This is a genomic window from Kitasatospora sp. NPDC086791 (assembly GCF_040685975.1).
GTDB lineage: Bacteria > Actinomycetota > Actinomycetes > Streptomycetales > Streptomycetaceae > Kitasatospora.
The window spans coordinates 43,019-57,041 of sequence record NZ_JBFBOC010000009.1 but is presented as its reverse complement, the minus strand read 5'-3'; the positions used below and the strand labels follow the sequence as shown (position 1 = coordinate 57,041).

Sequence of the window (14,023 nt, the reverse complement as noted above, 5' to 3'; positions counted from 1 at the left end):
CGGAGTGAGGGGGGTATTCGCTTGCGGAGGTGTCGGCACGGCCTGATAGAACTCCCGTCGGACCCTCGTTCGAGAGTCCATCGGATTCATCGAATTGGGGGGAGCGCGGATGTCCCATCCGACGCCGAACGCCCGGTCGCTGTGGACGGCGAAGCCGCTGTCCCGTGCGGCCACCCTGGCGATAGCCACCGCGGCCCTGGTCACCTACGCGGGCCTGCCGGCCGCCCACGCCGACGCACCGACGACCCAGCGCGTCGGCAGCGTGCCGACCGCCCCGGGGGACGCCACCAAGACCGCCGCCCCGGCGGACGACACCCCGGTGCAGCTGAGCGTGCACCTGAAGTCCCGCAACGAGGCCGGCGCCAACGCGCTCGCCGCGGCGGTGAGTGACAAGACCTCGCCGCAGTACCACCACTTCCTGCAGACCGGTGAGTTCGCGCAGCGCTTCGGCGCCGACCTCGCCACCGTCGCCAAGGTCAGCCAGGCCCTCACGGCCCAGGGCCTGAAGCCCGGCGCGCTCGCGGCCGACGGCCTGACCATCCCGGTCTCCACCACCGTCGCCCAGGCCAAGAAGTCCTTCGACGTGGACCTGGCCGGCTACACCACGCCCGACGGCCGGACCGGCTTCCTGAACACCGCCGCCCCCGCGGTGCGTTCCGACGTGGCCGGGGCGATCACCGGCGTCGTCGGCCTCAACACGCTGGCCCAGGCGCACAGCAGCCACGTGATCGGGGCCACCGGCCAGGGCGGCGCGGGCCTCGCGCACCCGGCCGCGACGGCCGCCGCGACCGGCGCCTACCCGACGATGTGCGGCGGCGCGGCCGCCCAGTTCCCGGGCAAGATCGACGGCAGGGACTACTTCAGCCCCTCCGCGCTCGCCTCGGCCTACGGCCTGAACGGCATGACCGACGGCGGCGCCGGCACCACCGTCGCCGTCTTCGCGCTGGAGGAGTTCTCGGACGCCGGTCTGAGCACCTTCCAGTCCTGCTACGGCACCAACGCCTCGGTGCAGCGGGTCAAGGTCAACGCCGGTGTCCAGGCCCCGCCGACCAACAACGGCGTCGGCGTCGAGACCGCGCTGGACATCGACACCGTCATCGGTCTCGCGCCCCGCGCGAACGTGCTGGTCTACCAGGGTCCGGACGCCTCGCGCGCCACCCAGGTGGACATCCAGAACACCTACCGCCAGATCGTCTCGGACAACCGCGCCCAGGTGGTCACCACCAGCTGGGGCATCTGCGACCAGGTCATGGCGACCAGCGACCTGACGGCCGAGCGGGACATCTTCCTCCAGGCCGCGCTGCAGGGCCAGACCGTGGTGGCGGCCTCCGGTGACGACGGCTCCAGCGGCTGCAACTACCTGAAGAACGCCGGTGCTCCGGCGAACATCACCAACCAGCTGAGCACCTCCGACCCGGCGAGCCAGCCGCTCGTCACCGGTGTCGGCGGCACCACGCTGAGCAGCAACGGCGGCACCGTCTCCGAGTCGGTGTGGAACCGCAACGGCGGCGCGAGCGGCGGCGGCATCTCCCGCTGGTCCCTCAACAGCGGCTCGTACCAGACCGGTTACTACGGTCCGGGCTACACCAACCGCTGCCAGGGCGCGGCCGGCACGACCTGCCGTCAGGTCCCCGACGTGGCCGCCAACGCCGACCCGTCGACCGGCTACGTGGTCGCCACCGGCGCCGGCTCCTGGATGATCATCGGCGGCACCAGCGGCTCCGCCCCGCTCTGGGCCGCCATCACGGCGCACCAGAACAACCCGGGCTGCACCGGCCGGGTGGGCTTCATCGCCCCGGCGTTCTACTGGGCCGCGAACCACGGGCTCAACCCGCTGCGCGACGTCACCTCCGGCAACAACGACATCGGCATCCAGGGCGGCCTGTACTGGGCCGCGTCGGGCTACGACATGACCACCGGCCTGGGCACCCCGGACGCCGACAAGGTGATGAAGCTGGTCTGCAACCCGAACGCGGGCTACGACCGGACCATCGAGGCCGTGGAGAACGGCCAGCTGCACGAGGTCTACACCGACGTGACCGGCTGGCACGACGGCCTCGTCCCGGGCGTCACCGGCGTCACCGCGCTGAGCTTCACCTACAACTCCAACGGGAACCGGGTGATCGAGGCCATCGAGAACGGTGAGCTGCACGAGATCTACACCGACGCCACCGGTTGGCACGACGGCGTGATCCCGGGCCTGTCCGGCATCACGGCCATGAGCTTCAGCTTCAGCCCCTCGGGCGCCCGCGTCATCGAGGCCATCAAGGGCGGCGAGCTGCACGAGATCTACAGCGCCTCCGACGGCTGGCACGACGGCGTGATCCCGGGCCTGTCCGGCATCACGGCCATGAGCTTCAGCTACAGCCCCTCGGGCGCCCGCGTCATCGAGGCCATCAAGGACGGCGAGCTGCACGAGATCTACAGCGCCTCCGACGGCTGGCACGACGGCGTGATCCCGGGCCTGTCCGGCATCACCGCGCTGAGCTTCAACTACAACTCCTCCGGTGTCCGCGTGATCTCGGCCATCAAGAACAACCAGCTGCACGAGGTGTACAGCGCCTCCGACGGCTGGCACGACGGCGTGATCCCCGGTGTCACCGGCAACATCACCTCGCTGTCGGGCAAGATCACCCCGGGTGGTGACCGCGTCATCGAGGCGATCGAGGACGGCAAGCTGTACGAGGTGCACAGCGCCGACGGCAACTGGTTCCACGCTGCGCTGCCGGTCGACAACTCGGGCGTGACGGCCCTGTCGCTGGCGCTCCACTAAGCGGCCCTCGGGACCCGTGAAAGGGGCCTCCCGGCAGTTCGCACCGCGAGCTGCCGGGAGGCCCCCGGCGTTTCCGGACGGCGTGCGCTGCGGCGGGCACGGCAGCGGTGCGCGGCAGCGGCGTACGCACCGACGCGGGCGGGCGCTACGGGTGCGGGCGGGTGCGCTGCGCCGGGAGGCTCGGGGCGGCGGTGCGGCGGGCGAGGTCCGCGAGGGTGTGGAAGAGGATGTCGCCGATCAGGACCGGGTCGCGCGAGGTGCCGGGAGCCTCCGGGTCGGTCGCCTCCGGGCCGGGGACGTCAGGACCGGGGACGTCAGGGCGCGAGAAGTCAGGGCCGGAGCGGCCCGGGCGGACGGTCGGGGACGGCTGGTCACGGAGCTGGCGAGTGGGCATGGCTCTTCCTGCCGACGGGGTGGCCGTGGCCGGTTCCTGCCCCGGGCCGGGCCGGGACACCCGGGGCGGTCGCGTGATCGGCCGGAAAGGGCGCAGGAAGGGCCGGAACGAGCCGCGCAGGGCCCCCGGAGCACCTCCCGCCCCGGGACGGCCGCGGCCCCGACCGCGCCGGTGACCCGGCGACGCCGATGGGCGAAGATGGACCGGTGACCGAACCCCGCACCGCCCCCCGCCTCATCGCCACCGACCTGGACGGCACCCTGCTCTGCTCCGGCGGCACCGTCACCGACCGCACCGCCGCGGCGCTGGCGGCGGCCGAGGCGGCCGGGGTGCAGGTGGTGTTCGTGACCGGGCGGCCGCCGCGCTGGATGCAGCAGGTGAGCCCGCACATCGGCGGCCACGGGGTGGCGATCTGCTCGAACGGCGGCGCGGTGGTGGACGTGCGGCGCGGCGAGCTGCTGGAGTCGTTCCCGCTGCCGGTGGACACCACCCTGGCGGTGGTCGAGGTGCTGCGGGCCAAGCTGCCCGGCACCGCGTTCGCCTTCGAGTACCCGGACGGCTGGGCCCGCGAGGACGACTACGCGGTGCCGATGTGGGGCGACGACCTGGAGCACGCGATCGGCTCGGCGGAGGAGCTGCTGGGGGCCGGCGGGCCGGTCCGGGGCCTGTTCAAGCTGCTCGCCAAGCACCCGGAGCTCGACCCGGACACCTTCCTGGCCGAGGCCCGCTCGGCGGCCGGGCACCTGGCCGAGATCACCCGCTCGGCGCCGATCGCGCTGCTGGAGATCAGCGCGCCCGGCGTCACCAAGGCCAGCACGCTGGCCGGCTGGTGCGCCGGGCACGGGATCGACCGGGCCGAGGTGGTGGCCTTCGGCGACATGCCGAACGACCTGGAGATGCTGGCCTGGGCCGGCACCGCGTACGCCGTCGCCAACGCCCACCCGCAGGTGCTGGCGGCGGTGCCGCTGCACACGGTGAGCAACGAGCAGGACGGCGTCGCGGCGGTGCTGGAGGGGCTGCTCGGCCTCGACCGGCCGCGCAGCCCCAAGCCGTGACCCGAGGGCGGTGACCCCGGGCCGTGACGCCGCAACCCCTCTACCCGAAGCGCCCGTTGACGTAGTCCGAGGTCCGCTGGTCGCGCGGGCTGCCGAAGATCTGTCCGGTCGGCCCGGCCTCGACGATCCGGCCCGGAGTGTCGTGGGTGGCCAGGAAGAACGCGCAGGTCTGCGAGACCCGCTGGGCCTGCTGCATGTTGTGGGTGACGATCACGATGGTGAGCCGTCCCTGCAGCTCGGCGATGGTCTCCTCGACCCGCCGGGTGGAGGTCGGGTCGAGCGCGGAGCACGGCTCGTCCATCAGCAGGATGTCCGGCGAGACCGCCAACGACCTTGCGATGCAAAGGCGTTGCTGCTGCCCGCCGGAGAGTGCGCCGCCGGGGGTGTGCAGCCGGCCGGACACCTCGTCCCAGAGTCCGGCCCGGCGCAGGCTGGTCTCCACCAGGTGCTGCCGCTCCTCCTTGGACACCTTGATCCCGGCCAGCTTGAGCCCGCTGGAGACGTTGTCCTGGATGGACATCGCCGGGAAGGGGTTGGGCCGCTGGAACACCATGCCGATCCGGCGCCGCACCTCGGCGGGGCGCCGGCCGGGCCGGTAGACGTCGTCCCCCTCCAGCAGGACCTCACCGGAGAGCGCGGCGCCGCGCACCATCTCGTGCATCCGGTTGAGGATCCGCAGGTAGGTGGACTTGCCGCAGCCGGACGGGCCGATCAGCGCGGTGACCTCGCCGGCCGGCATCGCCAGCGAGACCCGCTCCAGCACCTTGTGGCTGCCGAACCAGGCGGAGACGTCGCGGGTCTCCAGCCCGGCCAGCGGCTCGCCGTCGGGGCGGCCGTCCGCGTTCTGCCGGTCGCCGTACGGGGCGGGCTCGCCGTACCGGGGAGGCTCGCCGTACGGCGAGGGTTGGGCGGTCGGGGCGGGCGCGACCGGGGGGAGGGTGAGGGTGTCGGCGGCCGGGTCGGTCGCCGGGTCGTCGGTCAGTGGTGCGTCGGTCATCGGTACGGTCCTCCGGGCGCGCGTCAGTAGAGGTTGGGCAGCAGGGCGGCGGCGTTCTCGTAGACCGCCCAGAGCAGCGCGCCGACCACCGGCGCGAGGCTCAGGTACGCGGCCGAGCGCCGCCAGAAGCGGGCCAGCACCAGCGCGCCGAACACGGCGCCGAGCAGGCCGAGCGACCACAGCTGCAAGGTGGCCAGCGCGCCCTTGTCCGCGGCCAGCGCCTTGTCGTACGGGACGGTCGCGGGCCGGCCGCCGGGGTTCTGCTCGGGGTCGCCGTCGAGCCGGGCGCCGATCAGCACGGTCGAGCCGGGGATCCAGTCGGAGTCCCCGGTGACCAGCACCAGCCGGTTGCGGGCCTGGTCGACGATCGGGTGGTCGCCGTCGCCGTACGCGTTGACGGTGTAGGTGAACTTGCCCTGCCCGGTGGTGGCTTCGATCTTGTCGCCGATCCGCAGCCCGGACAGTTCGGCGAACGGCGCGCCGAACGTGGTGCCGCGGCCGAAGACCACCGCGACGCCGGTCTGGCCGGGCAGGGCGGTGTCCCGGCGGTGGCCGGGGCCGCGCATCAGGTCCCGGCCGGTGGTGCCCTCGACCACCACGACCTGGTGCAGGCCGATCGCCGGGACGTCCAGCAGGGCCACCGGCTCGCCGTCGGCGGCCGAGCCGGTCGGGGCGACGGCCCGGGCCAGCTGGTCGCGGAAGGTCTTGTGGGCGGTGGACTGGAAGTGCCGCTCCTGGACGTGCGAGAGCGTGAACAGGTAGCCGACGAAGCCCAGCGCCAGCGCGGCCGCCAGGCTCACCGCCCAGGCGCCCTGGAGGAACCGCCGCCGTCCGGGCGGGACGGCGGGCGGCGCCGGGGCGGCCTCGGCGGCGGGCCGCGGGGCGGGCGCCGGCACCGGCTGCGCGGCCGGTTTCTCCAGCACCGGGGCGGTCACGAGGTGCCGTCCGAGCCGTTGCGGCGGCGCAGCAGCCGGCGGCCGAGCAGCGGCGGGACGAGCACCACGGCGAGCAGTTCCACCGCGGTGAGGGTGGACAGCGTCCAGTCCTCGGGCTTGCCGCTGACCTCGACCACGTTGGCCGCCACCTCGGTGGCGGCGCCGCCGCGGCCGCGGGCGACCACCTGGCCGGTCTGCGGGTCGATCACGTCACCGCCGCCGTCACCGCCGCCGTCACCGCCGGGCGCGTTCGGGTCGCCACCGGCGGCACCGCCGCCGGGCGCGTTCGGGTCACCGCCGGCGGCGCCACCGGCACCGCCCGCGCCCGCACCGGCACCACCGCCCGTACCGCCGCCGGAGCCGGAGCCGCCCCCGGACCCGCCGGTGCCACCGGTGCCGCCGGAGCCGCCCACCGCGCCGCCGGAGCCGTTCGAGCCGCCGGAGCCGGAGCCCGAGCCGCCGCCCGTACCGGCCGGTGTCGCCTTGCCGCCCTGCACCACGCAGTTGAGCGGCGCGCCCTGCTTGTCGCACTCGCTCGGCATCGGGGCGTTCTTGAGGACGGTCAGCTCGCCGGCCGAGTTGAAGGTCGGGTTGGCGCAGTTGGAGAGGGTGTTCGGGTCGACCGTGCTGGCGTTGCCGGGGATGGACCTGGTCTGCAGCAGGCCACCGCGGACCAGGCCGCGCGGGATCGGCGAGTACCCGAGGTCGTCCGCCTTGCCCTGGCCCTCGCACAGCACGTAGGAGAGGAAGCGGCTGAGCGCCGAGCCCTTGTCGTTGTTGAAGCGCGGCGGCGGGGGCAGCGCCGCCCCGGCGCGCGGCACGATCAGGTAGCTGTAGCTGGAGATCGGGTAGGCGCGCGGGTCGTTCATGGTGTAGACGCCGTCGAGGTTCTGCTGCAGGTAGTTCGGGTCGTCCGCCGCGGTGTTGTCGTCCACGCCGCGGATCTTGGCGGCGGTGAGCGCGACGGCGACGTTGGAGGCGGTCGGCAGCGCGTAGTAGCCGGCCGTGTTGAGCACCTTCACGACCGGCCAGTTGCTCCGCTTGGCGAAGGCGTACTCGTCGTAGCCGATGGTGCCCTGGTTGCCCGGGGACTTGATGTAGCCGGCCACCACGTCGGAGCCGTTCTGGGCGACCATCCGGCCGGACGGCGGGAAGAACTCGGTGTAGTCGCCGCAGGTCACGCCGTTGACCGAGGTGCAGTAGGCGTCCCACTGGTCCTTGTGGGTGTGCTCCATCCAGCGGGTGAACTGCGCGGTGGCGCCGGAGCCGTCCGAGCGGATCACCGGGGTGATCTGCAGGCTGGGCAGGGCCTTGCCGTAGTCGGCGGTGACCTTCGGGTCGTTCCAGTTGGTGATCTTGCCGGTGAAGATGTCCACGATGGTCTGCGGGGAGAGCCGCAGGTCGGTGACCCGCTTGCCGCCGACCACCAGGTTGTACATGAAGGTCGTGCCGCCCGCGGTGATCGGCACGTAGGAGAAGCCGTAGACCGGGTTCTCCTTGCTGCCGGTGCCGGCACCCTTGCCGCCCTGGCCGACACCGGTGTCCGGCGCGGAGCGGAACGGCACGTCGGAGGCGGTGAAGTCGTCCTGCCCGATGGACCACTGGGTGCGGCCGGCCGCCGAGCCGACCGGGTTGAAGTTGATCTGGATGCCCTGCGGGGACACGTCCTGCCGCCACTGGTCGATGGCGGGGCCGGCCCAACTGGAGCCGTCCGCGCTCAGCGAGACGGAGGCCGCGTGGGCCGGGGTCTGCCCGATCAGCAGGGAGGCCGTGGCGAGCGACAGGGACATCGCCCCTGCCAGCAGCCGGGCCATGGAGCGCCTTGCGGCCTCCCGGAACATGTGAACTCCTCTGGTACGGAGGGTGGTTGGACGGGACATCAGTGCTGCGCCCGCGGCCGGAGGGGGTGCCCGGCCGAGCCGGCGGCGGCCGCCTCCAGGCGGCGGGCCTCCCGGTCGATCCGGCGCTTCTGGGCCCGGGTCAGCTGCCCGGGCCGGCGGCCGCCGATCACGCGCGCGGTGACGAAGAGGATCAGCACCACGCCCATCAGGGTCAGGCCGGCCGCGAAGCCGCGCGCGATCATCCCGTCGTAGGGCTGCTTGACGTAGTTCCAGATGTAGAGCGGCAGCGAGACCTGGTGCCCGTCGAAGGGGTTGCCGTTGAACTGGGAGGTGAAGCCGGAGGTGAGCAGCACCGGCGAGGTCTCGCCGACACCGCGCGCCATGCCGAGCACCACCGCGGTCACCAGGCCGGGCCGGGCGGTCGGCAGCACCACGTTCCACACCGTGCGCCACTGGCTGCCGCCGAGCGCGTACGAGGCCTCGCGCAGGGTGCCGGGCACCAGCCGGATGACCACCTCGGCGGCCCGGGTGACGATCGGCATCATCATCACGGTGAGCGCGAGCGAGGCCGCGAAGCCGCTCTTCTCGAAGCCGAAGGTGATGATCACGACGCCGAGGATGAACAGGCCGGCCACGATGGACGGCAGCGCCGTCATCGCCTCGACCAGGGTGCGCACCGGCCGGGCCGTCCGGCCGCCGACCTCGGACATGAAGACGGCCGCCGCGATGCCCAGCGGAACCGCGAACAGGGTGGCCAGGCCGAGCTGTTCGAGCGAGCCGACGATCGCGTTGAGCGCGCCGCCGGAGGTGAGCGGGTCGAGCGGGCCGGTGTGCTCCATCGACTCGGTGAAGAAGTTGAGGTGCTGGGCCGCCTCCCAGCCCCGACCGGCGACGTAGCCGATCTGGTCGGCGATCAGCGAGACCACCAGCAGCCCGGAGCTCCAGGCGACCACGGCGACCAGCCGGTCCCGCACCATCATCGGGTGCCACTGGAGCCGGCCGAGCAGGTAGTAGCCGGCCAGGAAGAGCAGGTACCAGCAGATCAGGAAGCCGAAGGCGCCGCTGAACGGCAGCACCCGCTCGTAGAGCACCCAGTCCAGCGCGAGCGAGCCGGCCGTCGCGCCCGCCACGGTGAGGACGTCGTCGCGGGTGACGCCGCCGATCCGGAGCTTCTTCTCGGGGCGGGCGGGCCCGGCCGCGGCGGCACCGGCCGTGGCGGACCCGGTGGGCGCGGGCCTGCCGGCGGGCCCGGACGCCGCGACCGGCGGCAGGTCGAGCGTGGTCATCGGATGGTCCCTTCACGGTTCGGGTGTCGGCGTGCCCGGTGGTCGGGCTGACGGTTCGTCATGTTCAGTCCGCCGTCGCGGCGCCGGAGCGCGAGCGGTTGATGACGACCCCGGCCAGCACGTTGACCAGCAGGGTGAGCGCGAACAGCACCAGACCGGCGGCCATCAGCGCGGAGAGCGACAGCGAGTCCGACTCGCCGAAGCGCAGCGCGATCAGCGCGGAGATCGAGTTGGCGCCGTTCTCCAGGATGTGCGTGATGGCCTTGAAGTTCGGCGAGATGATCAGCGCGACGGCGATGGTCTCGCCCATCGCCCGGCCGAAGCCCAGCATCACGGCGCCGATCACCCCGCCCCGGCCGAACGGCAGGACGACCGCGCGGACCATCCCCCAGCGGGTCGAGCCCAGCGCGTACGCGCCCTCCCGCTCGCCCTGCGGGGCCTGGGAGAAGACCTCCCGGCTGAGCGAGGTGACGATCGGGATGATCATCAGGGAGACCACCACGCCGGCGATGAAGGTCGACGAGGTGTACGAGGTGCCGATGTCGCCGATGCGCACCTTGAGGAAGGGGATGGCGTCGCCCAGATGGTTGGCCATCCAGCGGACGAAGCCGATGATCCGCGGCTGCAGGAAGAACAGGCCCCACAGGCCGTAGACGATGCTGGGGATCGCCGCCATCAGGTCGACGAGCGAGATCAGCGCGGCGCGCAGGCGCACCGGCGCGTACTCGGAGATGAAGATCGCGGTGCCGAGCGCCACCGGGACGGCGATGACCAGGGCGATCACCGCGATCAGCAGACCGTTGGGCAGCACGGCGGCGATGCCGAAGTTGTGCGCGGCGGTCTGCCACTTCTGCTCGGTCAGGAAGGACCAGCCGACCGCGCGCAGCGCGTCGGTGCCGCGCAGGATCAGGAAGAAGGCGATCAGTCCCATGATCGCGAAGACCGAGAGGCCGGCCAGCCGCAGCGCGCCGCGGAACACCCGGTCGCCCGGGGTCGCGGGGGCGGTGATGGTGCGCGGGACGTCCTGGTCGGGCCCGTGGTCGGGTTGGCGTGGCGCCCCGGCGTACGGTGCCGCGGGCTCAGCGGCCGATGTCATGGTGTGCTCTCCGTGCTCGGGAACGGGCGTGCTCGGTGAGGGTCCGGGGCGCTGCCTCGGCGGGAGGGAAGCGCTCGGCGGGGCCGTAACGGCGGCCCCGCCGAGCGTGGGTTCCTACGTGCGGCGCAGGCGCGACCACTGGGCGCGGGCGCCGGCCAGCACCTTCGCGCCGGCCGGGGTGCCGCCCAGGAAGAGCGCGGCCGGGCCGCCGATCAGCAGCACCAGGCCGGCGATCAGCGCGACGGGCAGCAGCAGCCGGGCGGTGCCGGGCCGGTCGGGCACCGGGGTGCCGACCGGGGCCGCGGCGAGCGGGCCGCCCGAGGGGGCGGCGGAGGCGCTCGGGGTCGCGCCGGGCTTGGCTCCGGCCGCGGCCGGGGCGGCGGGTGCGGCGGCGCCACCGGCCGTACCCGTCCCGGTGGAGCCGGTGCCGGACAGGCCGCTTCCGGTCAGACCGCCGCCGGACAGGTCGTCCGAGGAGCCGGTGCCGGTGCCGCCGGTGGTGCTGGTACCGGTACCGCCGGACGTGCCGCCGGTGCCGGACGCGTTCACCGGGGTGGTGCCGCCGGTGGTGGTGCCGGACGTGCCGCCGGAACCGGCCGCGGGGCTGCCGCCGTTCCCGCTCTCCGGGGTGCCCGGGTCGGGGCCGGGGGCCGGCGGAGCGGTCTGGTTCCCGGGCAGCTTGCCGTCCTGGGCCTGGACGTGCTGCACAGCCTCCTGGGCCTGCTGCCGCTGGGCGCCGGTCAGCGCCAGGTAGCCCTGGGCGAGCTGGCCGGGGGCGAGCCCGTACGTCTGGCCGTCCGTGGTCACCGCCTTGAGGAACCGCGAGATCGCGGCGGCCTTCTCGGCGGACAGGCCGCCGGTCGGCACCATCGCGTACTGGACGACGCTCAGCGGGTACGCCCGCTGGTCACGCGAGAACGCGGTGTCGGGCGTGCCGTAGGGCAGCTGCTGGACGCCGGTCGCGGCGTCGGTCGGCATGTCGGCGACAGCGGCCTGGAAACCGGCCGTGGTGGGCGACACGAAGGATCCGGCCGGGTTGAGCAGCTGCGCCTCGGGCAGCGAGAACGCCTTGGCCTGGGCGGTGTCCATGATGGCGAGCATCGCCCGCGAGCCGGGGAGCTGCACGGGGCAGGCCTTGTGGCCGTTGGTGGCGGGGTCGATGTTCGGGTCCTGGCAGTTGGGCTGAGCCTGCATCAGGTTGCGGAGCACACGCCCGAGGCCGTCGAGGGAGGGGTTCCACTCGTACTGCTTCCAGTGCCGCACATCGGAGTCCTGGGCGTCCCGGTCGAGCCCGGAGAAGTCCTGGGGCTGGAAGGCCTCCGACGGGTAGCCGTCGAACTTCGGCTTCAGGTAGAAGGTGTCGACGCGCATGCCCCACGGGTCCGGCTCGCCGTCGAGGAAACGGGCGGCGTCCGGGTCGGTGGCCACCCACGAGGTGAGCAGGTAGGTGAAGTCGGTGGTGCCCCCGGGAACACCGGGGTAGATCGTGAGGGTCCCGCCGCAACTGGTCGGCCAGTGGATGCCGTTGGCCTCCGTCTCCGGGTTCAGCTGCTTGAACTCCGGGTCGGTGAAGAGGCAGATCGGGTTGCCGGCCACGGAGGCGATCGGCGCGCCCGGCGACGCGTAGGACTGGGTCAGCAGCTTGGCCATCAGCCGGGCGTTCAGCTTCATGTCCCGGATCTGCCGACCGGTCTGCGGGTCGTCGATCACGTAGGCGACGGAGATGCCGGTCGTGGCGAGCGGGGCGTAGACGTACGGCCGCGGCGGCGGTGACCGGTCCGGCCGCGCCGTCAGCGCGACCTCCGTGGTGCTGCTGCCGGCCAGGAACGCCGCCCGGGCCTGCGGCTCGCCGCCGGCCGGGACGTAACCGACGGTCATCGGCGAGTCGCCCAGGCACATTCCGGCTCGCCACTGCTGCATGGCCCGGTTGGCCATCTCCAGCCCCGCGGCGCCGAAGGCCTGGCCGGCCGCCACGCAGGCGTCCGGCGTGGGGGCGAAGCTGAGCGGGACCACGGTCTTGTGCTGCCAGGCGCACTGCTCACTGGTCCGGTTGCCGGTCTTCCAGTTCTGGAAGGCGGCGCCGGGCGCCATGATCCCGTCGGTGGCGGTGAAGCCGTCCAGGTCGTCGTCCAGGTCGTGGAACTCACAGTCGGCTCCGCCGTCGTGGACCTGGAAGAGGTCCAGCGGGTCCCCGCCGTAGTTCGGCTCGACCACCAGGGAGCACGGGTGGGTCGCGTCACAGCCGAGCGTGGCGCTCTCCTTGGCGCTCCACACCTCGATCGAGGCGGTGCCCGAACCGTCCGGGCCGGTCGCGGCGATCACCTGGTTGGAGGGCCACTCCGGCGTCTCCATGCGCGTCGGACGCGGCGGCTGCTCGAAGCCCTTCGACCGGTCACCGCCGTAGAGCGTGCTGCCGTAGCAGTCCGTCACCGCGGGGTCGGTGCCCCGGCACTGGTAGATCCGCACCGGGTAGAGGATCTTGTTCGACTCCTTCCGCGCCACCGCGACCGGGGTCTTGCTGCCGATCGCGACGGTCGGGGTGAAGCCGGTCCAGGAGACCTGGAGGACCTGGTTGGTCAGGTTGGTCGTCTGGGAGACCGTCACGCTGCCCGCCGGCCCGTACTGCTTGGTGGCCGGGATCCAGACCTTCGGGCCCGTCACCGTCACGGCCGAGTCGGCGCGCGCCTGCGGCACCGCGCCCAACCCGATCGGAACGACGGCGAGCGCCGCGACGATGGCCCAGGAGAACGCCAGGGCCGGTAGTCGACGGCGCCACCGCCTTCGGCCTCTCGGGTCGGGTACGCGGTTTCTCATGGCGAGGCCTCCGGGAGATGCGGGCCGCCGAGGGAGGCGGCGCGAGGGCGTCGATCGCGCTGGGGACGGACGGTTCCGTGCGTACTATTCGGCCAGCCGGATATGGCGGGATCCGGTCGGCCAGGTGTACGAGACCACAACGCGGCGACTCCGTACCGGAGTTGGGAACTCCACAAGCGGCGGGCCGGTGCCGAGGCACGGGCCCGCCGCTCTGCGGCTCAGTACCGCGGGGTTCAGTGCGCCGGGGTGTAGGACAGCGCGAGCTTGCCGATCTGCTGGCCACCGGTGAAGAAGGTGGTGCCGAGCTTGGCGTCGAGGTACTTCGCGCCCTCCGCGTCGACCTGGAAGCTGGAGGAGGTCAGGTTCTGGGTGAGGCCGTTGCGGTTGATCACGTTGTCGCCGGCCGGGTCCAGCAGCGGGACGGGCGTGGTCGAGCCGTTCGGCACGGCGGTGAAGTAGCCGTTGGCGACCGAGAAGTCGAGCTGCTTGAAGGTCACGCTCTTGCCGGTGGTGAGGTTCAGGAAGAACAGGCCGCCGCCGAACTGCACGTCGCCGTAGAAGGCCGGGATGTTCGCGGCGCCACCGCTCACCGGAAGGGTCACGGTGAGCCCGGTGTTCGAGTCGTACGCCGGGTTGGCGGGCTGGATCGGGAGAACCAGGATGCCGTTGCGCACGGCGTTCGTCAGGAAGTCCACGTCGGTGGTGATCACGGCCTGGCCCGCGGCCGGCGTGGTGGCGGGGGTGTCCGCCACGGCCACACCGCTCGCGGCGGTCAGGGCGAGGACGACGGCGGCACCGGACGAGGCCAGGCGGGCGCTGATGCGGGACATGC

General features: G+C 73.0%; 10 protein-coding genes. 2 read left to right on the top strand and 8 right to left on the bottom strand.

The genetic code is table 11. The features are described from left to right. The first annotated feature begins 109 nt into the window (after positions 1-109). On the top strand, positions 110-2,773 hold the full coding sequence (locus AB0Q99_RS15220; RefSeq protein WP_363571785.1) for a protease pro-enzyme activation domain-containing protein: 2,664 nt from the start codon (positions 110-112) through the stop codon (positions 2,771-2,773). Positions 2,774-2,918: 145 nt separating this feature from the next. On the opposite strand, the gene AB0Q99_RS15215 is transcribed toward AB0Q99_RS15220, so the two are convergent. Then, complete coding sequence (locus AB0Q99_RS15215; RefSeq protein ID WP_363571783.1) at positions 2,919-3,167, bottom strand: hypothetical protein; 249 nt, start codon at positions 3,165-3,167, stop codon at positions 2,919-2,921. A 188-nt stretch (positions 3,168-3,355) separates the two neighbouring features. Here AB0Q99_RS15215 and AB0Q99_RS15210 point away from each other — a divergent pair, with 188 nt between their 5' ends. Beyond that, the gene (locus tag AB0Q99_RS15210) at positions 3,356-4,222 is read left to right on the top strand and encodes an HAD family hydrolase (protein WP_363571781.1); all 867 of its coding nucleotides are present in this window, start codon (positions 3,356-3,358) and stop codon (positions 4,220-4,222) included. 40 nt (positions 4,223-4,262) lie between these two features. Here AB0Q99_RS15210 and AB0Q99_RS15205 read toward each other — a convergent pair whose 3' ends face one another. From AB0Q99_RS15205 to AB0Q99_RS15175, 7 genes are all read right to left on the bottom strand, one after another. Then, on the bottom strand, positions 4,263-5,219 hold the full coding sequence (locus AB0Q99_RS15205) for a phosphate ABC transporter ATP-binding protein (protein WP_363571779.1): 957 nt from the start codon (positions 5,217-5,219) through the stop codon (positions 4,263-4,265). 23 nt (positions 5,220-5,242) lie between these two features. After that, complete coding sequence (locus AB0Q99_RS15200) at positions 5,243-6,154, bottom strand: class E sortase (protein WP_363571777.1); 912 nt, start codon at positions 6,152-6,154, stop codon at positions 5,243-5,245. Beyond that, positions 6,151-7,995 (bottom strand): phosphate ABC transporter substrate-binding protein PstS, encoded by a 1,845-nt coding sequence (locus AB0Q99_RS15195; RefSeq protein WP_363571775.1) that lies wholly within the window; start codon positions 7,993-7,995, stop codon positions 6,151-6,153. The genes AB0Q99_RS15200 and AB0Q99_RS15195 overlap by 4 nt, the downstream gene beginning before the upstream one ends. Positions 7,996-8,033: 38 nt before the next feature. After that, a complete protein-coding gene (pstA, locus tag AB0Q99_RS15190; RefSeq protein WP_363571773.1) occupies positions 8,034-9,281 on the bottom strand; it encodes a phosphate ABC transporter permease PstA in 1,248 nt (415 codons plus the stop codon). Positions 9,282-9,345: 64 nt separating this feature from the next. After that, entirely contained in the window at positions 9,346-10,377 is a 1,032-nt protein-coding gene (pstC, locus tag AB0Q99_RS15185; protein WP_363571771.1) for a phosphate ABC transporter permease subunit PstC, read from the bottom strand. Positions 10,378-10,491: 114 nt separating this feature from the next. Then, positions 10,492-13,191 (bottom strand): hypothetical protein, encoded by a 2,700-nt coding sequence (locus tag AB0Q99_RS15180; RefSeq protein ID WP_363571770.1) that lies wholly within the window; start codon positions 13,189-13,191, stop codon positions 10,492-10,494. Positions 13,192-13,424: 233 nt separating this feature from the next. After that, the gene (locus tag AB0Q99_RS15175) at positions 13,425-14,021 is read right to left on the bottom strand and encodes a hypothetical protein (protein WP_363571768.1); all 597 of its coding nucleotides are present in this window, start codon (positions 14,019-14,021) and stop codon (positions 13,425-13,427) included. Between the last annotated feature and the right edge of the window lie 2 nt (positions 14,022-14,023).

What these genes read in the sequence shown, in the direction of transcription:
- pstA (WP_363571773.1), bottom strand. Translation starts at nt 9,281, where the DNA reads ATGACCACGCTCGACCTGCCGCCGGTCGCGGCGTCCGGGCCCGCCGGC.
- pstC (WP_363571771.1), bottom strand. Translation starts at nt 10,377, where the DNA reads ATGACATCGGCCGCTGAGCCCGCGGCACCGTACGCCGGGGCGCCACGC.
- AB0Q99_RS15215 (WP_363571783.1), bottom strand. Translation starts at nt 3,167, where the DNA reads ATGCCCACTCGCCAGCTCCGTGACCAGCCGTCCCCGACCGTCCGCCCG.
- AB0Q99_RS15220 (WP_363571785.1), top strand. Translation starts at nt 110, where the DNA reads ATGTCCCATCCGACGCCGAACGCCCGGTCGCTGTGGACGGCGAAGCCG.
- AB0Q99_RS15175 (WP_363571768.1), bottom strand. Translation starts at nt 14,021, where the DNA reads ATGTCCCGCATCAGCGCCCGCCTGGCCTCGTCCGGTGCCGCCGTCGTC.
- AB0Q99_RS15180 (WP_363571770.1), bottom strand. Translation starts at nt 13,191, where the DNA reads ATGAGAAACCGCGTACCCGACCCGAGAGGCCGAAGGCGGTGGCGCCGT.
- AB0Q99_RS15205 (WP_363571779.1), bottom strand. Translation starts at nt 5,219, where the DNA reads ATGACCGACGCACCACTGACCGACGACCCGGCGACCGACCCGGCCGCC.
- AB0Q99_RS15195 (WP_363571775.1), bottom strand. Translation starts at nt 7,995, where the DNA reads ATGTTCCGGGAGGCCGCAAGGCGCTCCATGGCCCGGCTGCTGGCAGGG.
- AB0Q99_RS15210 (WP_363571781.1), top strand. Translation starts at nt 3,356, where the DNA reads ATGGGCGAAGATGGACCGGTGACCGAACCCCGCACCGCCCCCCGCCTC.